The sequence below is a fragment of the Rhodanobacter sp. UC4451_H18 genome (assembly GCF_052978225.1).
The window spans coordinates 2269117-2293377 of sequence record NZ_CM129663.1; the positions used below are offsets into that span (position 1 = coordinate 2269117).

General features: G+C 68.9%; 23 protein-coding genes. 11 read left to right on the forward strand and 12 right to left on the reverse strand.

The window, feature by feature from the left end; translation table 11 throughout:
* Positions 1-78: 78 nt before the first annotated feature.
* The gene (locus tag ACVCMG_RS10245) at positions 79-834 is read right to left on the reverse strand and encodes a Bax inhibitor-1/YccA family protein (protein ID WP_395120819.1); all 756 of its coding nucleotides are present in this window, start codon (positions 832-834) and stop codon (positions 79-81) included.
* 141 nt (positions 835-975) lie between these two features.
* Between ACVCMG_RS10245 and hemC the strand changes: the two genes are divergently transcribed.
* Positions 976-1893: a hydroxymethylbilane synthase gene (hemC, locus tag ACVCMG_RS10250; RefSeq protein ID WP_395120818.1), complete on the forward strand. Its 918-nt coding sequence runs from the start codon at positions 976-978 to the stop codon at positions 1891-1893.
* Positions 1894-1911: 18 nt separating this feature from the next.
* Here the strand turns inward: hemC and ACVCMG_RS10255 are convergent, their stop codons facing one another.
* On the reverse strand, positions 1912-2709 hold the full coding sequence (locus ACVCMG_RS10255) for a DUF481 domain-containing protein (RefSeq protein ID WP_395120817.1): 798 nt from the start codon (positions 2707-2709) through the stop codon (positions 1912-1914).
* A 147-nt stretch (positions 2710-2856) separates the two neighbouring features.
* Here ACVCMG_RS10255 and ACVCMG_RS10260 point away from each other — a divergent pair, with 147 nt between their 5' ends.
* Positions 2857-3828 (forward strand): helix-turn-helix transcriptional regulator, encoded by a 972-nt coding sequence (locus tag ACVCMG_RS10260; RefSeq protein WP_447097657.1) that lies wholly within the window; start codon positions 2857-2859, stop codon positions 3826-3828.
* A 95-nt stretch (positions 3829-3923) separates the two neighbouring features.
* Here ACVCMG_RS10260 and ACVCMG_RS10265 read toward each other — a convergent pair whose 3' ends face one another.
* Entirely contained in the window at positions 3924-5684 is a 1761-nt protein-coding gene (locus ACVCMG_RS10265) for an SLC13 family permease (RefSeq protein WP_447114055.1), read from the reverse strand.
* Positions 5685-5879: 195 nt separating this feature from the next.
* On the opposite strand from ACVCMG_RS10265, the gene ACVCMG_RS10270 reads away from it, so the two are divergent.
* Entirely contained in the window at positions 5880-6827 is a 948-nt protein-coding gene (locus ACVCMG_RS10270; RefSeq protein ID WP_447114056.1) for a patatin-like phospholipase family protein, read from the forward strand.
* Positions 6828-6887: 60 nt separating this feature from the next.
* Here ACVCMG_RS10270 and ACVCMG_RS10275 read toward each other — a convergent pair whose 3' ends face one another.
* Together ACVCMG_RS10275 and ACVCMG_RS10280 are read right to left on the reverse strand one after the other, a co-directional pair.
* Positions 6888-7256, reverse strand: a complete 369-nt coding sequence (locus ACVCMG_RS10275; protein ID WP_447114057.1) for a DUF488 domain-containing protein — start codon at positions 7254-7256, stop codon at positions 6888-6890.
* A gap of 64 nt (positions 7257-7320) precedes the next feature.
* Positions 7321-8037 carry a glycosyltransferase gene (locus ACVCMG_RS10280; RefSeq protein ID WP_447114058.1) on the reverse strand — a complete coding sequence of 239 codons (717 nt, stop codon included), beginning with the start codon at positions 8035-8037 and terminating at the stop codon, positions 7321-7323.
* A 170-nt stretch (positions 8038-8207) separates the two neighbouring features.
* Between ACVCMG_RS10280 and bufA1 the strand changes: the two genes are divergently transcribed.
* Genes bufA1 through ACVCMG_RS10300 form a run of 4 tightly spaced genes read left to right on the forward strand, consistent with a single transcriptional unit; the run spans position 8208 to position 10620 of the window.
* On the forward strand, positions 8208-8516 hold the full coding sequence (gene bufA1, locus ACVCMG_RS10285; RefSeq protein WP_395120811.1) for a BufA1 family periplasmic bufferin-type metallophore: 309 nt from the start codon (positions 8208-8210) through the stop codon (positions 8514-8516).
* Between the two features lie 5 nt (positions 8517-8521).
* Complete coding sequence (gene bufB, locus ACVCMG_RS10290; protein ID WP_447114059.1) at positions 8522-9388, forward strand: MNIO family bufferin maturase; 867 nt, start codon at positions 8522-8524, stop codon at positions 9386-9388.
* On the forward strand, positions 9363-10118 hold the full coding sequence (locus ACVCMG_RS10295; protein WP_447114060.1) for an HvfC/BufC family peptide modification chaperone: 756 nt from the start codon (positions 9363-9365) through the stop codon (positions 10116-10118). Before bufB ends, ACVCMG_RS10295 begins: the two co-directional genes overlap by 26 nt.
* Before the next feature lie 31 nt (positions 10119-10149).
* The gene (locus tag ACVCMG_RS10300; RefSeq protein WP_395120808.1) at positions 10150-10620 is read left to right on the forward strand and encodes a DoxX family protein; all 471 of its coding nucleotides are present in this window, start codon (positions 10150-10152) and stop codon (positions 10618-10620) included.
* 93 nt (positions 10621-10713) lie between these two features.
* On the opposite strand, the gene ACVCMG_RS10305 is transcribed toward ACVCMG_RS10300, so the two are convergent.
* The 5 genes from ACVCMG_RS10305 to ACVCMG_RS10325 form a co-directional block, all read right to left on the reverse strand.
* Entirely contained in the window at positions 10714-11481 is a 768-nt protein-coding gene (locus tag ACVCMG_RS10305; RefSeq protein ID WP_395120807.1) for a DUF3379 family protein, read from the reverse strand.
* On the reverse strand, positions 11468-12013 hold the full coding sequence (locus ACVCMG_RS10310) for a sigma-70 family RNA polymerase sigma factor (protein ID WP_395120806.1): 546 nt from the start codon (positions 12011-12013) through the stop codon (positions 11468-11470). Before ACVCMG_RS10310 ends, ACVCMG_RS10305 begins: the two co-directional genes overlap by 14 nt.
* Positions 12014-12025: 12 nt before the next feature.
* A complete protein-coding gene (locus ACVCMG_RS10315; protein ID WP_395120805.1) occupies positions 12026-12895 on the reverse strand; it encodes a ParB/RepB/Spo0J family partition protein in 870 nt (289 codons plus the stop codon).
* A 3-nt stretch (positions 12896-12898) separates the two neighbouring features.
* A complete protein-coding gene (locus ACVCMG_RS10320) occupies positions 12899-13762 on the reverse strand; it encodes a ParA family protein (protein ID WP_395120804.1) in 864 nt (287 codons plus the stop codon).
* Between the two features lie 123 nt (positions 13763-13885).
* Positions 13886-14974 carry an ABC transporter ATP-binding protein gene (locus ACVCMG_RS10325; RefSeq protein ID WP_395121304.1) on the reverse strand — a complete coding sequence of 363 codons (1089 nt, stop codon included), beginning with the start codon at positions 14972-14974 and terminating at the stop codon, positions 13886-13888.
* A 271-nt stretch (positions 14975-15245) separates the two neighbouring features.
* Here ACVCMG_RS10325 and ACVCMG_RS10330 point away from each other — a divergent pair, with 271 nt between their 5' ends.
* A complete protein-coding gene (locus ACVCMG_RS10330) occupies positions 15246-16601 on the forward strand; it encodes a GH1 family beta-glucosidase (protein ID WP_447114061.1) in 1356 nt (451 codons plus the stop codon).
* A 90-nt stretch (positions 16602-16691) separates the two neighbouring features.
* Here the strand turns inward: ACVCMG_RS10330 and rsmG are convergent, their stop codons facing one another.
* The gene (gene rsmG / locus ACVCMG_RS10335; protein ID WP_447114062.1) at positions 16692-17321 is read right to left on the reverse strand and encodes a 16S rRNA (guanine(527)-N(7))-methyltransferase RsmG; all 630 of its coding nucleotides are present in this window, start codon (positions 17319-17321) and stop codon (positions 16692-16694) included.
* Between the two features lie 157 nt (positions 17322-17478).
* The gene (locus ACVCMG_RS10340; RefSeq protein ID WP_447107084.1) at positions 17479-17934 is read right to left on the reverse strand and encodes an SPFH domain-containing protein; all 456 of its coding nucleotides are present in this window, start codon (positions 17932-17934) and stop codon (positions 17479-17481) included.
* 571 nt (positions 17935-18505) lie between these two features.
* Between ACVCMG_RS10340 and ACVCMG_RS10345 the strand changes: the two genes are divergently transcribed.
* The 3 genes from ACVCMG_RS10345 to ACVCMG_RS10355 all read left to right on the forward strand — a co-directional run bounded on the left by ACVCMG_RS10345 (position 18506) and on the right by ACVCMG_RS10355 (position 24205).
* The gene (locus ACVCMG_RS10345) at positions 18506-19525 is read left to right on the forward strand and encodes a LacI family DNA-binding transcriptional regulator (RefSeq protein ID WP_395120800.1); all 1020 of its coding nucleotides are present in this window, start codon (positions 18506-18508) and stop codon (positions 19523-19525) included.
* A gap of 32 nt (positions 19526-19557) precedes the next feature.
* Positions 19558-22575 carry a TonB-dependent receptor gene (locus tag ACVCMG_RS10350; RefSeq protein ID WP_395120799.1) on the forward strand — a complete coding sequence of 1006 codons (3018 nt, stop codon included), beginning with the start codon at positions 19558-19560 and terminating at the stop codon, positions 22573-22575.
* A 109-nt stretch (positions 22576-22684) separates the two neighbouring features.
* A complete protein-coding gene (locus ACVCMG_RS10355) occupies positions 22685-24205 on the forward strand; it encodes a tryptophan halogenase family protein (protein ID WP_136259829.1) in 1521 nt (506 codons plus the stop codon).
* Positions 24206-24261: the final 56 nt, after the last annotated feature.

Genomic DNA, 24261 nt, shown 5'->3' on the forward strand with positions numbered 1-24261 from the left:
CGGGTGAAATGCGATTCCCGCACCCGGCAAGCAAAAAGGCGCGGTCACCCGCGCCTTTTTGCTGCCTGTCGTGCTGCCTCAGTTGCGCGACTGCAGCTTCGACAGCAACCGCAGCAGTTCCAGGTACAGCCACACCAGGGTCACCACCAGGGCGAAGGCGCCGTACCACTCCATGTATTTCGGTGCGCGGGCATGCACGCCCTGCTCGATCATGTCGAAGTCGAGGATCAGGTTGAGCGCGGCGATCACCACCACCACGCCGCTGAAGGCGATGCCCAGACCGCTGGAGCCGTTGATGAAGCCCATCGAATGGCCGAAGAAGCCCATCACGAAGTTGGCCAGGTACAGCAGCATGATGCCGCCGGTGGCCGCGACGATGCCGAGCTTGAACTTCTCGGTGGCGCGGATCAGCCCGCTGCGATAGGCCAGCAGCATCGCCGCCATCACGCCGAAGGTCAGCCCCACCGCCTGCATCACGATGCCCGGGTAGCGCATCTCGAAGATCGCCGACAACGCGCCGATGAAGACGCCCTCCACCAGCGCGTACAACGGCGCGGTGACCGGCGCCCAGGTTTTCTTGAACACGGTGACCAGGGCCAGGATCAGGCCGCCGATGGCGCCGCCGATCATCAGCGGGCCCATCGTCGGCAGGCTCTCCGCACCGTTGAACTGGCCCCAGCTGAAGGCCGCGCCGACGATGGCGAGGATCAGCAGCAGGCCGGTCTTGTTGACCGTGCCGTTGAGAGTCATCACCTCGTCGCCATGCGACACCACCGCACCGCTGGCGGCGTCGAGGAAGGTGTTCTTGTTGAGTGCCGGATTACCGCTTTGCATGATGAACTCCGAGGGGTTTGTCGACATCGTAGCCGGCCCGCGACGACCGTGTCAGCCACCGCGCCCAAACGTCGCGGGCTGGCCACGCCGCACCGGGCCGGTCAACTACAATGGGACCTTGCCGAACGTCGCGGAGTTCCAATGAACCCTTCCACCTTGCGCATCGCCACCCGCAAGAGCGCGCTGGCGCTGTGGCAGGCCGAACACGTCGCCGCGCTGCTGCGCGCGGCGCACCCCGGCCTGGGCGTGGAGCTGGTGCCGCTGTCCACCCGCGGCGACGAGATCCTCGACCAGCCGCTGGCCACCATCGGCGGCAAGGGACTGTTCCTCAAGGAGCTGGAAGTGGCCATGCTGGAAGGCCGCGCCGAGCTGGCGGTGCACTCGCTGAAGGACGTGCCGGCCGATCTCGAGAGCGGCTTCACCCTGCCGGCCATCCTGCCCCGCGCCGACGCCGCCGACGCTTTCGTCAGCAACCACTACGCCGACCTCGCCGCGCTGCCGCGGGGCGCGCGGGTGGGCACCTCGTCGCTGCGCCGGCAGGCGCAACTGCGCGCGCTGCGGCCGGATCTGCAGCTGAGCGACCTGCGCGGCAACGTCGGCACCCGGCTGGGCAAGCTCGACGCCGGCCAGTACGACGCGATCGTGCTGGCCTGCGCCGGGCTGGAACGCCTCGGCCTGGCCTCGCGCATCGTCTCGCGACTGGCCGCGCCGGACTGGCTGCCCGCCCCGGGCCAGGCCGCCATCGCGATCGAGGCGCGCGACGAGCATCCGGCGGTGCTGGCCCTGCTCGCCGCGCTCGACGACGCCGACACGCGGCTCACGGTGAGCGCCGAGCGCGCGATGAACCGCGCCCTGGGCGGCAGCTGCACGGTGCCGGTCGGCGCCTGGTGCATGCGCAGCGACCACGGCTTGCACCTGCGCGGCCTGGTCGGCGACGCGGCCAGCGGCCAGTTGCTGCACGCCGAAGGCAGCGCGCCGGCGGATCAGGCCGAGGCACTCGGTCGACAGGTGGCGCAGGCGTTGCTCGCGCAAGGGGCGGGCAAACTGCTGGGGACGTGAGCCGACGCCATCCGGCGCTCAGAAGCTGTACACGAGATTCGTCGTGGTCAGCGTGTCGGTCTGCTTCACGCCCGGCTGCACGTCGCTGTTGTAGCGGACCTGGAAGCCCACTTTCAGGGCCAGCTTCTTGGTCATGCTGACGGCCAGGCCGGCGTCGTTCTGGATGTAGGTGTTCTTGGAGCCCGCTTCGGTGAGGAACGTGTCCTCGAAGGCGGTGTTGGCGCTCAGCTTGAACTTGTAGTTGACCAGGCCGCGGGCCACCACTTCGCCTTCGGTGGGCTGGCGCTGGGCGACCAGCACGTTGCCGACCAGCACCTGGGTGTCGGCGGGACGGTAGCGCTTGTAGCCGGGGCCGATTTCGAACGACAGCTCGTTGCGCTCGTCCTTCAGCGCAATATAGCCGTAGCCCAGCGAGACCGTGCCCTGCCACAGGTTGGCGCCGAAGTCGTCGTGCTCGTAGCGGGCCGCGCCGACGATGTAGCTGCGCGTGTCGAGCTTGAGGCCGACCGAGGCGCCGGCATCGTAGCGGTTGGCGGTGGTGTTGAACTGCTCGATCGTGTTGCCATTGGTGTCGACGATCTTCTGCTCGCTCTTGGAGCGCAGCGCGTCAACGAAGAAGTTGTTCTTCCACTGGTCGTTTTCCTGGCTCAGGCCCAGTTTGGCGTTGATGTTCTCCGAGCGCGAGTTGCCGGTGGACGAGGCGAAACCGAATTCGCCCGAACCGCTCCAGCCGCCGCGATTCTCCGTGTCCTGGGCGTGGGCGGCGAAGCTGGCGAAACCGGCCAGCAGCAGGCCGCCGATCAGGGTCTTGTTCATTGCCGAATATCCGTTTGTTAAAGTTTGGTAACAGCGTACCTTAGCCGGCCGTCTTGAACTCGCAGTGAATGCGCCGGCCCGGCGTGCGACTTGCAGCCATCCACGGCCGCCACCATGCTAGGACGTGCCCCGCCCGAGACGTGCCGAATGGATCGCTACGAACGGATATTGACGCTGCATCGCCTCCTGAAATCGGCGCACTATCCGGTGCCGTTGTCGCGCCTGATGGGCGAACTGGAATGCTCGCGCGCCACGCTGTATCGCGACGTGGCGTTCCTGCGCGATGCGCTGGGCGCGCCGATCGAGAGCGCCGGCACCGACCAGGCGGCATTCCGCTACGAAGCCGGCGAAGGCGAGAAGTTCGAGCTGCCCGGCCTGTGGCTGACCTCCGACGAGCTGGCCTCGCTGCTGGCGCTCAACGAACTGATCAGCCGCTCCGGCCCCGGCGTGCTCGCCGGCACGCTGGCGCCGTTCAAGGCGCGCATCGAGGGCCTGCTGTCGCACCAGGGCAGCGGCAAGGCGCTGCCGATCGAACGCATCCGGGTGATCCCGTGGGGCGAGCGCAAGCTCGACCAGCAAGTGTTCCGCGTGGTCGCCGGCGCGGTGCTCGAACGGCGCCAGCTGCGCTTCCGCTACCGCGCACGCACCACCAATGCCGACAGCCGCCGGCTGGTCTCGCCGCAGCGGCTGACCCACTACCGCGACAACTGGTACCTCGACGTGTGGGACCACGACCGCGAGGCGCTGCGCAGTTTCGCGGTGGACCGCATCGCCGAGGCGCAGGCGCAGGACGCGCCCGCCCGCGACGTCACCGACAGCGAACTCAACGAACTGCTCGCCTCCAGCTACGGCATTTTCGCCGGCAAGCCCAAGGCCTGGGCCACGATCCGCTTCTCCGCCCACGCCGCGCGCTGGGTTTCCGACGAGCACTGGCATTCGCAGCAGCAGGGCGAATGGCTGAGCGACGGCCGCTACGAGCTGAAGCTGCCCTACTCCAACTCGAAAGAGTTGCTGATGGACGTGCTCAAGTACGGCCCCGACGCGGAAGTGGTCGCCCCGCTGCCGCTGCGCGAGGAGATGAAGATCCTGCTGCGGCTGGCGCTGTCAGGCTATGCCTGACTGCCGGGAATAGGGAATGGGGAATAGGGAAAGCAGGGGGTCGCGAAACGCCGTTGCTCTTCCTATTCCCCATTCCCCATTCCCTATTCCCAGCTCTAGAACGGCCAAAACTTCGGGATCAGCCACATCGACAGCGCGCAGAAGATGGCGATCAGCGGGATGCCGACCTTCATGAAGTCGGTGAAGCGGTAGCCGCCGGCGTAGTAGACCATGGTGTTGGTGGGGTAGCCGACCGGGGTGGCGAACGAGGTGGCGGCGGCGAAGGCGACCGCGACGACGAACGGGCGCGGGTCCACGTGCATGGCGTGGGCCACCGACACGGCGATGCCCACCATCAGCACCACCGAGGGGTTGTGGCCCATCAGTTCGGTGAGCAGGGCGGTCAGCAGGTAGACCATCAGCAGGCCGGCCAGCGGGCCGTGGTCGCCGACCACGCCCAGCCCCATCTGCACCAGCGTTTCCGACAGGCCGCTGCGCTCGATCGCGATGCCCAGCGGCAGGATCGCGCCGAGCAGGATGATGATCTTCCAGTCCACGCCCTCGTAGACGTCCTTGCGGCCGAAGCAGCCGGTGAGCGCCATCGCCACCGCGCCGCAGATCGCCGCGATCGGGATCGGCAGCCAGTGCAGGCCGGAGGCCACCACCACGCCAACCATGATCGCGGCGGCATACCACGCCTTGCGCGGGGTGCGGTGGGCTTCCTCGCGCTCGCTCAGCACGATGAAGGCCTCGTCGTTGCGCAGGTTGGACAACGCCTCGTCGTCGACCAGCACCAGCAGCACGTCGCCCACCGCCAGGCTGACGTCGCTGAGCTTGTCGCGCAGCAGCTGGCCGCGCCGGTGGATCGCCAGCGCCACCGCGTTGTAGCGCCAGTGCAGGCCGGTTTCCTCCAGCTGGCGGCCTTCCATCGGGCTGGCCGGCGCGATCATCAGCTCCACCATCACCCGCGAGCGGGCATCGCCGGTGGCGTAGCGGCGGTCCGGCGCGTTGCGCAGGCCGGCGCGGCGCTGGAAATCCTCGATCTTCCCCCAGTCGCCGCGCACCAGCAGCACGTCGCCGACGGCGATCTCCTGGCTGCGCGGCGACCACATGCGCCGCTCGCCGCGCAGCAGCTCCAGCGGGTAGACGCCGTAACGCTCGCCCAGCTTCGCATCGGCGATGCTGCCGCCGACCAGCGCGGACTGCTCGGTCACCTCCAGCTCGGTGACGTACTTGCCGATCTCCTCCTGCACCGGCAGCTGGGTGTCGATCTCGCGCGGCAGCAGCCAGCGGCCGACCAGCATCAGGTAGACAATGCCGACCACCGCCAGGATCACGCCCATGCGGGTGAACTCGAACACGCCGAACGCCTCCATCCCGTGCTTCTGCGCCAGCGTGTCGGCGAGCAGGTTGGAGGAGGTGCCGATCAGCGTGCACACGCCGCCCATCTGCGCGGCGTAGGCCATCGGCATCAGCACGCGGCCGGGCGAGGTGTGTGTGCGCTGGCACACGCGCAGCGCCAGCGGCAGGAAGGTGGCCACCAGCGCAATGTTCTTGACGAACGCGCCCAGCGGCGCGATCGCCAGCATCAGCGCCAGGGTCAGCACCCACGGCCGCTTGATCCGCATCAGCCAGCGGCTCAGCGGATCGAGCGCGCCGGAGCGCTCGATGCCCAGGCTGAGCGCGAACATCGCCGCCACCGTCACCGTCGCCTCGTTGCTGAAGCCGCTGAGCGCCTCCACCGGCGTGACGATGCCCAGGATCACCAGCGTCGCCAGCACCAGCAGCGCGATCAGGTCGATGCGCAGCTTCTCGCTGGCGAACAGCGCCATCGCCAGCACGATCACCGCGACCGTGGCCCACGCCTGCCAACTCATGCAGTGCGCCTCGGCGCGGGCTGGCGGGCGGGGCTTGGCGTCGCGATGGGTCGGGATGGGGCCATGCGGGTTTCCGTGGAGTGTCGCCGTCGGCTTGCCGCCACGGCCCCGGTCATACTAACCCGCGCGGCGGTTCGCCCGCCGTCGCTGCCGGCCCGCCGCGGCAGCGTCGACGATTCGTGATTGAATGTCGGCATGAATACCCACGAACCCGATGCGCCGGGCGAGCCGCAAGAACCAGCCGGCGAACGCCAGCCCACCGTGGCGCTGGCGCTGGGCGCCGGCGGCGCCAAGGGGCTGGCGCACATCGGCGTGATCGAGGAGATCGAGGCGCAGGGTTTTCGCATCGTGGCGATCGCCGGCAGCTCGATGGGTGCGCTGATCGGCGGCATCCACGCGATGGGCAAGCTCGACGTCTACCGTGACTGGGTCAGCGCGCTGGCCCGTTTCGACGTGCTGCGGCTGGTCGACTGGACCTTCTCCGGCGGCGGCCTGATCAAGGGCGAGAAAATCATCGGCACGCTGCGCGGGCTGATCGGCGACACCCTGATCGAGGAGCTGCCGCTGGCGTTCACCGCGGTGGCCACCGACCTCGACCGCGGCCGCGAGGTATGGCTGGGCCGCGGCAACCTGTTCGAGGCCATCCGCGCCTCGATCGCCGTGCCCACCGTGTTTCGCCCGCACCACCTCAACGGCCACCGCATGGTCGACGGCGCCCTGCTCAACCCGGTGCCGGTCACGCCGCTGATCGGGGTGGATGCGGATTATCTGTTCGCCGTCAGCGTGGACGGCCCGGTCGAGGCGATCGTCGCGCCGGTGGAGGAGAGCGCCACCGGACAGGACCCGGGCTACCGCCACCGCATCGGCGAGTTCATCAGCCGGCTGATGCCGCGCAACGAGGAACAGCCGCGCGAGCCGGGCACCTTCGACACGCTGAACCAGGCGATGGACCTGATGCAGGCCAACCTGGCGCGGCTGCGCCTGGCCGCGTACGAGCCGGACCTGCTGATCACCCTGCCGCGCAACATCGCCAGCGTCTACGAGTTCTACCGCGCCCGCGAACTGATCGAGCGCGGCCGCCTGCAGACGCGCAAGGCGCTGGCCGAGTGGCCGCACACGGGCACGCCGCTGCGCGCAACCTGAGCGGGTCACGCGGCACGTCGACTTCCCCGCTCCTCAAGACCGTGGCCATCCTCAAGGCGATCAGCGCGGCCCGTGCGTGTGCAGCCAGTGCTGCAGGTAGTCGCGCAGCACGAGGGCGCCGTTGTGCTCCTCGTCGCGGGCGCTGTAGATCAGGGTGACCGGGTGCCGCGCCGAGCGCTCGGCCAGCGGTTGCCAGTATTCGGCCAGTTCGTCGAGTTCACCGGCGTAGCGGTGGCGGAAGCCGTCCCAGCGTGCCGGTTCGTGGCCGAACCACTTGCGCAGCGCCGTGGAGGGCGCCAGCTCCTTCGCCCACTGGTCCAGCGGCACCTCTTCCTTCTTCATGCCGCGCGGCCACAGCCGCTCCACCAGCACGCGATAACCGTCCTCTTTCGCGGGCGCTTCGTACGCACGCTTGATCGCGAGGGCCATGGCGTTCTCCTGCAATGAAACGGGACAAGCATACGACCGCCGCGGCGACACCGCGTGATCGAGGTCAGCGTTCCTCGACCTGGGTCACCTTGCCCCGGCGCATCAGCCACGCCACGCCGCGCAGGTCGGCCAGGCCGACCCACAGCCGGTCCAGCATGCCGTACTTGGACACGCCGGCGGTGCGCGGGCGATGGCCGACCGGCACGCTCTGGCTCTGGAAACCGGCCCGCTTGACCAGCGCCGGCAGGTAGCGGTGCATGTGGTCGAAGTAGGGCAGGCGCAGGAATACCTCGCGCTCGAACAGCTTCAGCCCGCAACCGGTGTCGGGCGTGGCATCGCGCAGCATGCGCGAGCGCACCGCGTTGGCGATCTTCGAGGAGATGCGCTTGTTGAAACTGTCGCGGCGGGTGGTGCGCCAGCCGGCGAACAGCTTCACCTCGGCCGCCGCGGCGTCGCGCGCGGCGAGCAGCTTCGGGATGTCGGCCGGATCGTTCTGGCCGTCGCCGTCCAGCGTGGCGATCCAGCTGCCGCGCGCCGCGCGCACGCCGTTCCACACCGCCGTGCTCTGGCCGCTGCGGGTGACGTGGTGCAGCACGCGCAACTCGGGATGCTCCGCCTTCTGCGCTTCGAGCACGGCGCGACTGTCGTCGGACGAATCGTCGTCGACGTAGATCACTTCGTAGTCGGCCGTGCCACGCAAGGCAGCCGCGATTTCGGCCAGCAGCGGCGGGATGTTGTCGCGCTCGTTGAACACGGGGACGACGACGGAAAGTTGCGGCATGGGGCTGGCCTTTCAGCGGAAACGGGCACCGCGGACGGCGGCGAACGCGCAGTTTAATGCCTGCCGGCACGGACCGTCGGCACCGGATGCGAAAACCGGGTGTAATGAAATCCGCGTCCACCGGGTCATCTACCGCAGCCGGAATTGTCCGGCATCCACGGGAGAGACCCATGCAAGCCCAGACCATCCTCAGCTCCGCCTTGCTCAGCCTGCTCGCCGCCGGCGCGCTCGGCGCCGCCACGACCGCCCACGCCGCCGACAAGATGGCCGCCAGCGCCACGCAGAAGTGCTACGGCGTCAACGCCGCGATGAAGAACGACTGCCAGTCCCCGGGCCATTCCTGCGCGGGCCAGGACAGCAAGGCGCGCGATCCGCAGGCCTTCGTGGCGGTACCCGCCGGCCTGTGCGCCAAGCTCGATGGCGGTTCGCTGCAGGCCCACGCCGCCATGTCGCACGACGCCATGATGAAGAAGAGCTGACAGCCGTGCCCCCGTCACGCCCCGTGCGTGCGCAGCCGATCCCGACGAGTGTCGGGATCGGGCTGCGGCCGGCGCACGTCGCGCACGTGCTGCACCACCGGCCCGCCGTGCCGTTCTTCGAGCTGCACAGCGAGAACCTGTTCTGCGCCGGCGGCGCGCTGTGGGACGCGTTCGACGCGCTGCGCCGCGACTACCCGGTGAGCCTGCACGGCGTGGGCCTGTCGCTGGGTTCGGCCGATCCGCTCGATCCCGCCCACCTCGCCGCGCTGCGCGCGCTGGTGCAACGCGCCGAACCCGCACTGGTATCCGAGCACGTGTGCTGGGGCGCCATCGGCGGGCGCCACTACAACGACCTGCTGCCGCTGCCGTACACCGAGGAAGCGCTGAAGCTGATGGTGGCGCGCGTGGGCCAGTTGCAGGAAACGCTGGGCCGCCGCGTGCTGGTGGAGAACGTCTCCAGCTACATCCATTTCCGCCACTCGACCTTGAGCGAGTGGGAGTTCCTTGCCGCGCTCGCCGCGCGCAGCGGCTGCGGCCTGCTGCTGGACGTCAACAACGTCTACGTCAACAGCGTCAACCACGGCTTCGACGCGCAACGCTTCATCGACGGCATCCCCGCCGCCGCGGTGGGCGAACTGCACCTGGCCGGCTTCACCCGCAAGCAGGGGCTGGGCGGCGAACTGTTGATCGACTCGCACGACCAGCGCGTCGATGCCGCCGTGTGGGCGCTGTACGGCTACACGCTGGCCCGCCTCGGCGCGAAACCCACCCTGATCGAATGGGACCAGCACTTGCCCGATTTCGCCGTGCTGGAAGACGAGGCGCGGCTCGCCACGGAGCATCTCGATGTCGTCGCCGCCCTCGCTGCGTGAGCTGCAGCACGCGTTCGCCGGCGCCATCGTGGACGGCGCCGCGCCCGCGCTGGAGCCGTGGATCGCCACGCGCGGCATCGCGCCCGCCGCCCGCCTGCGCATCTATCGGAACGCCAACCTCGCGATCCACGTCGACGCGCTGGCCACCAGTTTCCCCGCGCTGCAACACCTGCTCGGCGAGGACTGCTTCGACGGCCTCGCCACCCGCCACGCCGCTTTCCGCGGCAACCGCAGCGGCAACCTGCAGGACTACGGCGCCGACTTCGCCGCGTTCGTGGCCGCGCAGCCGGAAACCGCGCCGTGGCCCTGGCTGGGTGACGTGGCGCGGCTGGAATGGCTGCGCCAGGAAGTCGCGCTGGCCGCCGATGCCACGCCCGCCGATGCCGCAGCCCTGGTCGCCGCGCTGGCCGACGCGGACCACCCGCCGCGGCTGCGGCCGTGCGTGCGCGCGCTGTCCTGCGCCTGGGCGGTGCTGGATCTTTGGCGTTGCGCGGAGGCGCCGGAACACGACGCCATCGACCCCGCCATGCCGCAATCCGTCTTGCTGTGGCGCGAAGGCAGCCAGGTCGCGATGCGCGCCATCGCACCTGCGCAGGCCGCGTTCGTGGAGGCGCTGCGGCATGAGTCATCGCTCGACCTGGCGCTCGCCGCCGCACAGCTGATCGACCCGCAGGCGCCGCCCGAAACCCTGCTGCGCCCCCTGCTCGAACACGCGCTGCTCGCCGCGTGATCCGTCATCCACTCATCCGGGAATCGTCCACATGAACACCACCGTCGCCATCGCCCGCTGGTCGCGTCTCACCGCGCAACTCGCGGTGCTCACCCCGCTCGCCCTGCTGCTGTTCCGCGTGTTCGTGGCGCTCGCGTTCTGGCGCGCCGGCACGGTGAAATGGGATGACCCCAGCGGCACGGCCTACCTGTTCGACAATGAATACCAGGTGCCCCTGCTCGCCCCCGCGCTGGCCGCCACGCTCGCCACCTGGACCGAACTGGTGCTGCCGTGGTTCCTCGCGCTGGGTCTCGGCACCCGCGTGGTCGCCGCCGTGCTGTTCGTCTACAACATCGTCGCGGTGGTCTCCTACCCGGCACTGTGGCCGAACGGCCTCTGGCACGGACTGATCGGCGGCGACTTCAATGACCACAAGGCCTGGGGGTTGATGTTGCTGGCCCTGGTGGCGCTCGGAGCAGGGCGGATCTCGGTGGACGCCGTGATGAGCCGGTTGTTCCGGTGACGGGGCGTCCCCTGCCCGTCGTGTCAGCGCGGACGAAAGGGCATGGACGCCAGCCGGTCGCCGCGAGTCCTTTTGATCAGGTGCCTGGAAGACTCAGGGTGCCAACCGGCCCGGCGCCTCGTTGACCGCGCGGCGCTGCGCGGTCTGCGCGCCGCCCTCTCCATCGATCGCCACCCGCCAGTGGCGTGCCACCGCGTCGAACGGGCGTGCACCGCCACGGTCGGTGAGCATCACCAGGGTGCCGTGTTGCAGCGGCACGATGCGGCCATGCCAGCCGTCACGCTGGAAGTCGCTGGCCTTGGCCACTTGCTTGTGCGGCAGGTAGAGCACGGCGACCGGGGTGCCGCCGACGCGGCTGACCAGGTGCACGGTCTTGTAGGGGCCGACCGGGCAGTCGTGCACGTAGGTGACGTCGACGGGGGCGGGGCCGCGCAGGCTGACGCCGCGCACGGCGAAGCCGGCGGCGATGGCGGGCGTACCGATGGGCTGGACGAGGTCGAGCGAGTGGATTTCGTCGGGCATGTGCGCGACGGCGAGCGCCGGCAGCGAGCGCGCATCCATCCGCTTCCAGCCGTAGCCGCCGAGGCCGAGCGCGAGCAGCAGCGAGGCGGCCAGCGCGAACGCCAGCTGGCGGCGACGGGTCTGCCGGTGGCGCTCGCCGGTGGCCTGGGCCAGCAGCACGCGCTCGGCGAGGCCTTCGGGCACGGGCACCTCGAAGGCGGCATGCAGTTCGCGCTCGAAGGCCTGGGCGCGCTCCCACGCGGCGGCGCAGGCGGCGCAGCGGTCGCGATGGGCGAGCAGTTCGGCAGCACGCGAGTGCGGTTCGGCGCCGAGGCGGCGGCGGAACTCAAGGCAATCCATGCTGCGCCTCCGGGCGGCCGCCCTGCAGGATGGATTTCAGCTTCTGCCGGGCGCGGAACAACTGGGTCATCACCGCGCCGGGCTGTTGGTCCAGCTCGGCGGCGATCTCGTCGCAACTCATGCCGCCCAGCACCTGCAGCAGCAGCGGTTCGCGGTACTTGTGCGGCAATCGGGACATGGCTTCACGCAGTTCGGCGGCATCGCCGTGGCGCTCGGGGCTGGCCCAGGCGGCGTCCTCGGCGAGGTTGTCTTCCAGCTCGACGGTATCCGGCGTCTTGCGCTCATGCAGCCGCGCGTGCTCGCGACGCAGGATGGTCAGCAGCCACGGCTTGGCGGACTCGGCCTCGCGCAGCGCGTCGAGGCTTTTCCACGCGCGCAGCAAGGTCTCCTGCACCAGATCCTGGGCCAGCGCATCCTGCCCGCACAGCCAGTAGGCGAAGCGGTACAGGTCGCCGGCGTGCGCGCGGGTCAGCGCCTCGAATTGACGTTGTCGGGAACTCACTGCCAGATAGACCGGCCCGGAGCGTTTCATCTTTCACCAAGGTCAGCGGATCTTGCCGAGGATGCCGTCGAGTTCGTCGTTGCTGTGGTAGTGGATCACCAGCTTGCCGCGGCCGCCCTTGCCCTGGGCCAGCTCGACGCGGGTGGCGAAGCGCTCGCCCAGTTCGCGCTCCAGCGCGCTGATGTTGGGATCGCGCGCGGGCGCGTGGCGGGCCTTGCCCTTCGGCGCGGTCTGCGCGCGGCGGGCGGCCTCCTCCAGCTCGCGCACGCTCCAGCCGAGGGTGACGGCCTGGCGCGCCAGCGGCACGGCGATGGACTCGTCCAGGGTCAGCAGGCAGCGGGCGTGGCCCATCTCCAGCTTGCCGTCGTCGAGCAGTTTCTTGATCGCCTCGGGCAGCTCGGTGAGCCGCAGCAGGTTGGACACCGCGGCGCGCGAACGCCCCACCGCGTCGGCGGCCTGCTGGTGGGTGAGTTCGAAATCCTCGATCAGGCGCTTGAGCGCATCGGCTTCTTCCAGCGGGGTGAGGTCCTGGCGCTGGATGTTCTCGATCAGCGCCATCGCCGGCACGGCCTGCTCGGCCACCTGCTTGATCAGCGCCGGGATCTCGCCCAGCTGCGCGCGCTGCGCGGCGCGCCAGCGGCGTTCGCCGGCGATCAGTTCGTAGCGGTGCTTGCCGATCTCGCGCACCACCACCGGCTGGATCAGGCCCTGCGCCTTGATCGAGGCAGCCAGCTCGTCCAGCGCCTCGTCGTTCCAGTGGCGCCGCGGCTGGTATTTGCCGGGCTGGATTTGCTGGATCGGCAGCGTGCGCAGCTCGCCCTCCTGCGCCAGCACCGACGGCGTGCCTTCGCCGTCGCCGCCGAGCAGGGCGTCCAGCCCGCGTCCCAATCCACGTTTTTTCGCTGCTGCCATGCCTCAGTCCTGGTGATTGGCGGCGGGTGCCTTGAGCAGCACGCCGTTGTGGTCGCCATGCGCGGCGGAGTCGACCTCGTCGGCCGGCTCGGCGCGCGGCGGCAGCCCGCGTTCGCGCCGGATCACCTCGCCGGCCAGGCCGATGTAGGCGATCGCGCCACGCGAGCTGCGGTCGTACAGGTGGATCGGCTGGCCGTGGCTCGGCGCCTCGGCCAGGCGCACGTTGCGCGGGATGATCGAGCGCAGCACCTTGTCGCCGAAGTGCTGGGTGAGCTGGGCGGAGACCTCGTTGCCGAGGTTGTTGCGCACGTCGTACATGGTGCGCAGCAGGCCCTCGATCTCCAGTTTCGGATTGAGCCGATGGCGCACCGCCTTGACCGTGTCGAGCAGGCTGGACAGGCCCTCCAGCGCGAAGTACTCGCACTGCACCGGGATCAGCACGCCGTCGGCGGCGGTCAGCGCGTTGAGGGTGAGCAGGTTGAGCGAGGGCGGGCAGTCGATCAGGATGGTGTGGTACTTGTCCGCGACCTTGGCCAGCACGTCCTTCAAGCGGTGCTCGCGGGCCAGCGCGTCCATCAGTTTCAGCTCGGCGGCGGTGAGGTCGCCGTTGCCCGGCAGCACGTCGTAGTGCGCCTCGGTGGGCACGATCGCCGCGCTGATCTCCACCTCTTCCAGCAGTACCTCGCAGCCGCTCGGGCCGATCTGGCGCTTGTCGATGCCCGAGGCCATGGTGGCGTTGCCCTGCGGGTCGAGATCCACCAGCAATACCTTGCGCTTGGCCGCCGCAAGCGCAGCGGCCAGGTTGACGGCCGTGGTGGTCTTGCCGACGCCGCCCTTCTGGTTGGCGACAGCGATGATGCGGGCCATGGATCGAAGGCATTCCGTTCGCGAAGGACGGCTAGATTAGCATTGCCGCCCGGGCTTGCCTGCCCCGGCCGGACCGCTCTGCCGCCGGTGGCGGCGGGGATCACGCTGCTGGGCGATCCGGGCTCAGTTGCCGATCCGCGCGCCGCTGGCGCCATCGAACAGGTGCAGGTACGGATGCGACAGGCCCAGCGCGACCAGGCTGCCGGGCTCGGGCAGGGGGCGTGGCGGTACCCGCGCCACCAGCACCTGGTCGCCGAAGCGCAGGTTCAGGAAGACCTCGTTGCCCACCGGCTCGACCACCTCCAGTCGCGCCTGCAAGGCCGCACCGGCGGGGTCCGGCTGCAGGTGTTCCGGGCGCACGCCCAGCACCACCTCGCGATCGCACCAGGCCGCCCAGGCGGGATCGGGCAGAAGGTCGCCCAGCACCAGCTCGCCCGCGGCGCAGCCCAGCCGCCAGCCCTCGTGCCGGCGCAGCGTGCCGCGGAGCAGGTTCATCGCCGGGCTGCCGAGGAAGCCGGCCACGAACATGTTGGCGGGCCGGTCGTACAGCGCCATCGGCGTGTCGATCTGCTGGATCACGCCGCCATCCAGCACCACGATGCGCTGGCCCAGGGTCATCGCCTCGATCTGGTCGTGGGTCACGTAGATCATGGTGGCACCGAGCTGGCGGTGGAGCCGGGCGATCTCCACCCGCATCGACAGGCGCAGCCTCGCGTCGAGGTTGGACAGCGGCTCGTCGAGCAGGAACACCTGCGGCTCGCGCACCAGCGCGCGGCCCAGCGCCACCCGCTGGCGCTGGCCGCCGGACAAGGCGGCCGGGCGCGCCGCCAGCCGCGACTGCAGCCCCAGCGACTCGGCCACTACCGCCACCTTCTGCGCGATCTCGGCCCGCGGCCGGCCGCGCAGCTTCAGCCCGAAGCCCAGGTTCTCGGCCACCGTCATGTGCGGGTACAGCGCGTAGTTCTGGAACACCATCGCGATGTCACGGTCCTTCGGCGCCACCTCGTTGACCACGCGGCCGCCGATGCGCAGCGTGCCGTCGCTGATCGGTTCCAGCCCGGCGATCATGCGCAGCAAGGTCGTCTTGCCGCAGCCGGACGGCCCGACCAGCACCAGCAATTCGCCGTCGGCCACGGTGAAGCTGGCGCCGGCGACCGCGACGTGGCCGTCGGGGTAGACCTTGCGCAGGCGATCGAGTTGAACCTCGGCCATCGGCATCTCCACAGCGGTGGCCGGCTCGGCCGCGGCGCCGGCGCTTCGCAGGCCGGCGGGCATTGGGCTATTCTGCCCATGTAAGCGTTTACATCAAAGCGCGGGCCTCAGAGCTTGTGAAGAAAACCACTTCCTGTGGTTTTCTTCTATCGCGAGTCCGGTACACGCCCGGACTCGCTCACGCGAATCAGGCACTTGCGTGCCCGATCCGCGTCCGGCCATCCATGGCCGGGCTTCGAGGTTGAAAGAGCACAACCTCTCAGGGAACCCCATGACCGCACCCCGATTCGTTTTTCCCGACGGTTTCCATTGGGGCGCCGCCACTTCCGCCTACCAGATCGAAGGCTCGCCGCTGGCCGACGGCGCCGGCCCCAGCATCTGGCAGCGCTTCGCGCATACGCCCGGGATGATGGCCAACGGCGACACCGGCGACGTCGCCTGCGACCACTACCGCCGTTACCGTCAAGACGTGCAGCTGATGAAGGCGTTGGGCCTCGATGGCTACCGCTTCAGCATCAACTGGGCGCGCGTGCTGCCCGAGGGCACCGGCCGGGTCAATCCAAAGGGGCTGGACTTCTACTCGCGGCTGGTCGACGAGCTGCTGGAGCACGGCATCGCGCCGAACGCCACGCTGTTCCACTGGGACCTGCCGGCGGCGCTGGACGACCGCGGCGGCTGGCTCAACCGCGACAGCGCGCACTGGTTCGCCGAGTACGCCGAGGTCATGTTCAAGGCGCTGGACGACCGCGTGCCGCGCTGGTCCACGCTCAACGAACCCTGGGTGGTCACCGACGGCGGCTACCTGCACGGCGCGCTGGCGCCCGGACACCGCAACAAGTACGAGGCGCCGATCGCCGCGCACAACCTGATGCGCGCCAGCGGCGCCGGCATCCAGGCCTATCGCGCGCACGGCAGGCACGAGATCGGCGTGGTGTTCAACATCGAGCCGAAATACCCGTATTCCGAAGGCGCCGAAGACATGGCCGCCACCGCTCGCGCGCACGCCTACATGAACCGGCAGTTCGCCGACCCCGCGCTGCTGGGCAGCTATCCGGAGCAGCTCAAGGAGATCTTCGGCGCCGCATGGCCGGATTTCCCGGCAGAGGATTTCGCGCTGACCCGCCAGCGCGTCGATTTCGTCGGCATCAACTACTACACGCGCGCGGTGGTCCGGCACGACCCGGACGCGTATCCGCTGCGCGCGGTGTCGGTGCGCCAACCCAACCGCACCCACACCGAAACGGGCTGGGAGGTCTACGCGCAGGGGCTGACCGACACCCTGGTCTGGTTCAAGCAGCGCTACGGCGACATCCCGCTGTACATCACCGAGAACGGCTCCGCCTTCTACGACCCGCCGGTCGCCGAAGGCGCCACCGTGGACGACCCGCTGCGCTGCGACTACCTGCGCAAGCACCTGCGCGCGCTGCATGCCGCGATCGCCGCAGGGGTGAACGTGCAGGGCTATTACGCCTGGTCGCTGCTGGACAACCTGGAGTGGTCGCTGGGCTACGCCAAGCGCTTCGGCCTCTACCACGTCGACTTCGCCACCCAGCAGCGCACCGCCAAGGCCAGCGCGAAGCTGTACGCGCAAGTGATCGCGAGCAACGGCGCGGTGCTGGACGAGTAGCCGTCCACCGGCACGCCCGACGACCGGCGTGCAGGGCGGGCAATGCCCGCCGGCTCTTGGTGCCGGGGAGGAACGACGGGCAGTGCCGTCCTACGCGCGACCGAGCACCAGCAGATGGCGTTCGGCGGGCAGGCCGGGCACATGGAGTTCGTGCGTGGCACGCACGATGAAGCCGTCCGGGATCCCCGCCAACTCGTCGTCCGGCAGCTTCCCCTTCATCGCCAGCCAGGTCCCTTGCGGTGCCAGCAGGTGGCCGCCCCAGGCCAGCATGTCGGCAAGGCTGGCGAAGGCGCGCGCGGTGATGCAGTCGAACTGGCCGGCGACGTCTTCCACCCGTGCCTGTTCGGCGCGCACGCCCTCCAGTTTCAGGCTGCGGATCGCCTCGCGCAGGAAGCGCACCTTCTTGCCGTTGGAGTCCACCAGCAGGATCTGCCGGCCCGGCGCGGCGATCGCCAGCACGATGCCGGGCAGGCCGGGGCCGGTGCCGAGGTCGGCCAGGCTGTGACCCTGCACGAACGGCAGGATCGCCAGCGAATCGAGCAGGTGGCGGGTCACCATCTCGGTCGGTTCGCGCACCGCGGTGAGGTTGTAGGCGCCGTTCCAGCGTTCGAGCAGGGCGAGATAGTCGAGCAGGCGCGGCACCGCATCGGCAGGCAGTTGCAGGCCCAGCGCGGCAATGCCCTGTTCGAGTTGTGCCTGCAAGGCGTCGCGCGCGGCCATCGGCCATCAGTCCTGTGGGAAAGCGGTCGGCAAGTATCCCGGCAAGCCCGCCGCAACGCCAGCAGCCGGGGCAAAAGAAAGCCCGCCGAAGCGGGCTCGAAGTGGAGCAAATCCCCTGCGGCGCGGCGCTCTGCGGGCGCCTGGCGCGATGCGATGCTCAGGCGGCGTCGAGATCGACCCGGGTGACCATCATGCCGCGCTCGCGCAGCACGTGATTCAACGATTGCTTGACCCGCGCGCCCAGATCGCGCCGATCGACCGCCTCGGTGGCGGGTTCGTCACGCAGCGCGGCTTGCGCGCCATGGCGGATCAGCTGGTCGACCTGCTCGAACACGGCGTCGGCGCGTTCCGGCTCCAGCACCTGCCAGTACACCGTGCCGCGCACGTCGCGCGGCCCCAGCGGCGCCTGCAGCTGCAGGGTCTGGCCGGACAGATTGATCTTGTGCGCGACCCGGTCGAGCAGCGGCAGCACCAGATGCGTGCCGGCCGGCAGCAGCCGGCGCGGCTTGCCATGACGGTAGATGCTGTAGACCAGACCCTCCGGCACGCGCCGCACGGCGCTGGCGAACAGCACGGCGAGCAAGGCAACAATGAGGGTGGACAGCATGGTCATGGTCGTGAAATCAGTAACTTGAGATTGGTTTATTCGTCTGATACTGGAACTGAAGGATACAATCGATTGACTCTGTGTGACTTAACCGCGGTTTAACGCGCGGATGAATCTTTAACAAGACGCCGAAAACAAGTCAAGAGCGCGTCGTCGGATCGGTGAAGCTGTCGACGACACGGGAGGACACGAACGGCCGCGCTGCGTCAGTTTTCACTCCGGTTCGGTCGCGCGCGGCCCGCTTTTCCTCCTTCCCCGGGAATCAAGCATCGAACTTGCCAAAACACGGGGTATCCGCAGCCAAGGCGCAGCGGCGTGGCGTCCGTCACGTTCGAGGGGGCGGCCGATCGGCCACGCCGGCCCGTCGGCGCCGCATGCCGTTGCCGTGGCGCAGCAAGGCAGTGCCTGGAGCGGCAAGCGGGCCGCTCTGACGTTTCGCCGGGATTTCCCGCCGGGCTGCCGCCTGCGCGCTGCTGCGACGCAGCACAAGTCGCCGCAACAAGCCCTTTACAAGTCCGCATGAAAACGTTTACGTTGGCGCCACCCAAGGGTTGGCGAACCCGGCGGAAACATTCCCATGGCGGCAGCAACCATCAAAGACGTGGCGCGCGAGGCCCGGGTGTCGGTGGCCTCGGTGTCGCGCGCGCTCAATGGCGGCGGCGGCGTCACCGCGGCCACCAGCGCGCGCATCCACGCCGCCGCCGAGCGCCTGCAGTACATCCCGCATGCAGCGGCGCGCATGCTGATCACCCGCCGCACGCACACTGTCGGCGCCCTGCTGCCCGACCTGTACGGCGAGTTCTTTTCCGAGTTGATCCGCGGCATCGACCTGGCGGCGCGTGCGCGCGGCCTGCACCTGCTGGTATCCAGCTCGCACGGTGGCGCGACCGAAGCGGCCGCGGCGGTGCGCTCGATGCAGGGGCGCGTCGACGGCCTGCTGATCCTGTCCGAACGGGTCGACACGGCGTTCCTGCGCGCCAACCTGCCCAAGGCGCTGCCGGTGGTGCTGCTCAACAGCGCGGTGAGCGGGCCGGCGTTCCACGTGATCAACATCGACAACCACGGCGGCGCGGTGGCGATGGTGCGGCACCTGCTGCAGGCCGGCCATCGCAGCGTGGCGCTGATCGCCGGGCCGCCCGGCAACTTCGACGCCAGCGAACGCGAGCGCGGCTATCGCGAGGCGATGGCCAGATACGCCCCGCGCGCGGCATTGACCGTGGTGGCCGGCGACTTCACCGAGGAATCGGGCTATCGCGCCGGCCAGCAGCTGCTGGCGCGGACGAAGCGGCCGGCGGCCGTGTTCGCCGCCAACGACATGATGGCGGTGGGCTGCCTGGCGGCGTTCAAGGACGCCGGCGTGCAGGTGCCGGAGGACATCGCACTGGCCGGCTTCGACGATATCCCGATCACCCGCTACGTGACACCGGCCCTGACCACGGTGCGCGTGCGCATTGCCGACTTCGGCCGTCTCGCGCTGGAGCGCCTGGCCGACGTCGTCGAACACCCCGGGCAGGAAACACCTTCCGCCGACACGCTCGGTTTTGAAATCGTGGTTCGCGACACCTGCGGCGGAAACAAACCAGAAAAGAACTCCTGAACGTCTCAGCAAGCTGCCCGGGGAGGGGAGCGATGAAAACCTCAACGCAATTCAAGAAGAACCTGCTGGCCGGATTGATCGGCACCGCCGTCACCTCGCTGGTGGCGCTGCCGGGCACCTCGTTCGCACAGGCCGCGTACGCCACCTTGCGCGGCAAGGCGGCGCCGAACACCCAGGTCACCGCGGTCAACCCGGCCACCGGCAGCACCCGTCAGACCACCTCCAGCGCCGACGGCAGCTACGCGATCACCGGCCTGCAGCCAGGCACCTGGCGCATCGACGCCGGCCCGGGCACGGCACAGACCGTGACCCTCACGGTCGCCTCCACCTCCACCCTGAACTTCACCAGCGCGGCGCCCAGCGCCGCCAACGCGGTGACGCTCGGCGGCGTCACGGTGACGGCCAGCGTGCTGCCCGACGTGACCACGCCGGAGGTGGGCTCGACCGTGTCGCTGCATCAGATCGACACCATTCCGCAGCTGACGCGCAACTTCCTGGAGTTCGCCGACACCGTGCCGGGCATGGTGTTTTCGGTCGGTTCCAATGGCAACACCTCGCTGCGCGGCGGTGCGCAGAACGACGCTTCGACCAACGTCTACATCGACGGCGTAGGCCAGAAGAGCTACTTGTTCGGCGGCCCCAGCGGCCAGTTCGCCACCCAGGGCAACCCGTTCCCGCAGTTGGCGATCGGCGAGTACAAGGTGATCACCTCCAATTACAAGGCGGAGTACGGCCAGATCTCCAGCGCCGCGGTGACCGCGCAGACCAAGTCCGGCACCAATGAGTTCCACGGCGAGGTGTTCGGCCGCTACACCAGCGACAAGTACCGCGCGCGCACGCCGAGCGAGAACGCGGCGAACAAGAAGACGCCCTCGGACGAGAAGGAGTTCGGCTTTGCGCTGGGCGGGCCGATCGTGCAGGACAAGGCGCACTTCTTCATCACCTACGAAGGCAAGCGCTTCGACCGGCCGATCACCGTGGTGCCCGCGGCCGACGCGGTGCCGGCGATTCCCGGTTTGCCGGCCGACATCGCCAGCCAGTTCGGCCCGGCCAACATCCCGTTCACCGAGAACCTGTATTTCGGCAAGGTTGACTGGGAGCCGACCGACCGCGACCGCTTCGAGCTGAGCGCGCAGATCCGCAAGGAGGACCAGAGCGGCGGCATCGGCGGCCAGAACGCGAAATCGGCCAGCTTCTCGGTGGTCAACGACGACAAGCGCTACGACCTGCGCTGGCAGCACAGCGGCTATTCGTACTTCAATGAACTGCTGGCCACCTACGAGGACTCCAACTACGCGCCCACCGCGCTGAACTACGGCAACGGCGCCATCTACACCTACCAGCCCGCGGCCAACCAGACCGCCACCCTGATCAACACCGGCGCGGCCAACCCGCTGGCCACGCAGAACAAGGGGCAGAAGGGTCCGGCGATCGAGGACAACCTCACCTTCAACGACCTGCAGTGGCACGGCGACCACGTCATCAAGCTGGGCGTGAAGCAGAAGTGGGTCACGCTGCACTCCGCCGATGCGGCCGACGTCAATCCGCAGTTCTATTACGACGTCACGCCCACCGGCACCAACGCGCAGCCCTATCAGGTGTTCTTCACCAAGCCGGTCACCGGCCTGGGACTGTCGCCCACGGTGACCACCAAGGACAAGCAGTTCGGCGCCTATATCCAGGATGACTGGGCGATCAACGAGCACCTGATCCTGAACCTCGGTGTGCGCTGGGACTACGAGAGCACGCCGTCCTATCTCGACTTCGTCACCCCGGCCAACGTGGTGGCGGCGTTCAACAGCCAGGACCCGAACGCACCGGCCGGACAGACCTACGCGCAGTCGCTGGCCAAGGGCGGCATCGATGTCAACGACTACATCAGCAACGGCCACAACCGCAGCGCCTACAAGGGCGAGTGGCAGCCGCGGCTGGGCTTCTCCTACGACATCGATGCTGACCAGGCACACGTGATCCACGGCGGCGCCGGCCGCTCCTACGACCGCGACCTCTACAACTACCTGCAGCTGGAAACCACCAAGGCCGCGCTGCCGCAGTTCCGCTTCTACTTCGCCGACCCGGTCACCGGACTGTGCTACCAGGGCCGCACGCCGTGCGTGCCGTTCGATCCGGCCTACCTCAACGGCTTGTCGAACGTGCAGCAACTGGCCTCGGCCAGCAACGCCGGTACCGAGATCGACGTGCTCAACAACCACCTCAAGGCGCCGTACTCCGACCAGTTCAGCATCGGCATGGCCAACCGCCTGGGCGACTGGCAGACCGACGCCACGGTAACCCGCGTGATCAGCCACGACGGCTTTGCCTTCACGCTGGGCAACCGCTACCCGGACGGCAGCTTCTGGAAGAACGCCAGCCAGCCGTGGGGCAACGGCGTGCCCGGCTTCGGCAGCCTGATCGTGGGCAACAACGGCATCGGCACGCGCACCACCCAGGTGCTGCTGTCGGCGACCAAGCCGTACACGCCCGAATCGCGCTGGGGCGCCACCTTCGCCTACACCTATACCGACGCCAAGCAGAACCGCGACATCAACGAACACTACGCGTTCGACGCGGCGACGATCCAGGATTACCCGTACATCCTGTCCAACGCGGCGGCCAAGCACCGCTTCGTGGCCACCGGCGTGATCGACGGCCCGTGGGGCATCACCGTGTCGGCCAAGCTGACCCTGGCCACGCCGATCCCGTTCAACGGCTTCGCCTGCTACTCCGGCGCATCCGGCCAGTTGTTCCCCAGCGGCAGTCGCTGCGCACCCTACGGCACCGAACCGCAGGGCAACGGCAAGTTCCTGCTCGGCGGCAAGATCTTCGGCTACCGCAGCGTGGACTTCCAGGCGACCAAGCACTTCGACGTGCACGGTCTGGATTTCTATGGCCGCCTGGATCTGATGAACGCCTTCAACTTCAAGAACTACAGCGACCTGATGTTCCCCAACAACACGATCGGCACGCTCAGCCCGGTCACCTACAACCCCACCGGCAACATCACCTTCGTGCCGCGCACGATCAAGTTCGAGATCGGCATGAAGTTCTGAGCCACGCGGCGTGCGGCCGGAGACGGCCGCACGCCGGCATTCTTCGCGCGGCCCGCCGGTCGGGCCGCGCACCGACCACGCAGTCGCGTCCGCCAACACCGGAACCGCCATGGCCGAATCGTGCATCAGGAACGTCGTGATCGTCGGCGGCGGCACCGCCGGCTGGATGACCGCCGCCGCGCTGGCGCGCACGTTCGGCGCTCAGCTCGCGGTGCGCCTGGTCGAGTCGAGCGAGATCGGCACGGTCGGCGTCGGCGAGGCCACCGTGCCGCACCTGAAGCTGTTCAACAACCTGCTGCAGATCGACGAGATCGAGTTCATCCGCCGGACCAGCGCCACCTTCAAGCTGGGCATCCAGTTGAACGACTGGCATCACCTCGGCGATTCCTACATCCACGGCTTCGGCACCACCATCGGTCGCGGCCTGGGCCTGCTGCCGTTCCACCAGTACTGGCTGAAGGCCGCCCGCGCCGGCCGCGCCGGGCCGCTGGGCGACTACACCGTGCACACGCTGGCCGCGCCGCGCGGCAAGTTCATGTCTTCGGCCAGCGACGTGCCGCGGGATTCGCCGCTGGCGGACATCCCGTACGCCTATCACATGGACACCGCCCGCTATGCGCTCTTCCTGCGCGAGTACGCCGCGGCGCGCGGGGTGCGCCGCACCGAGGGCAAGGTGGCCGAGGTCAAGCTGCGGCCCGACGATGGCTTTGTCGAATCGGTGGTGCTGGAAGGCGGTGAAGTCGTCGCCGGCGACCTGTTCATCGACTGCTCCGGTTTCCGCGGCCTGCTGATCGAACAGGCGCTGCACACCGGCTACATCGAGTTCAAGGACTGGCTGCCGTGCGATCGCGCGGTCGTCGTGCGCACCGAAAGCGTCGGTCCACCGCCGCCGTTCACCCGCGCCAACGCGCAGGCCGCCGGTTGGCAATGGCGCATCCCGCTGCAGCATCGCACCGGCAACGGCCACGTCTATTCCAGTGCCTACATCAGCGACGACGAGGCCACCGCCACGCTGTTGCGCAACATCCAGGGCCGGCCGTTGGGCGAGCCGTTCCAGCTGCGCTTCACGGCGGGCATGCGGCGCAAGCTGTGGAACCGCAACGTGGTCGCGATCGGCCTGTCCGGCGGCTTCATGGAGCCGCTGGAATCGACCGGCATCCACCTGATCCAGATGGGCATCACCCGCCTGCTCGGCCTGTTCCCGCGCGACGGTTTCGACCCGGTGCTGAGCGAGCGCTACAACGCACAGCTGAAGTTCGACACCGAGCGCATCCGCGATTTCCTGATCCTGCATTACCACGCCACCGAGCGCGAGGACACGCCGTTCTGGCAGCAGTGCCAGCACATGTCGGTGCCGCCGTCGCTGCAGGACAATATCGACCTGTTCGCCGACAGCGGCCGCTTCTTCCGCAACGCCGACGAACTGTTCGCCGAGATCAGCTGGGTGCAGGTGATGATCGGCCAGGGCATCGTGCCGCGCAGTTGGCATCCACTGGTCGACCAGGTGCCTGAGACCGACCTGTACCGCTTCGTCGACGACGTGGCCCGGCTGATGGCCGATTGTGTGGAGGTGATGCCCAGCCACCAGGCCTTCATCGATCGTCACTGCGCGATCGCCAGGGCCGGCTGACACGACTCGCCGCGGGCGGCCACCGCGCCTGCATCTGCCGCATTTTCACGACAGGC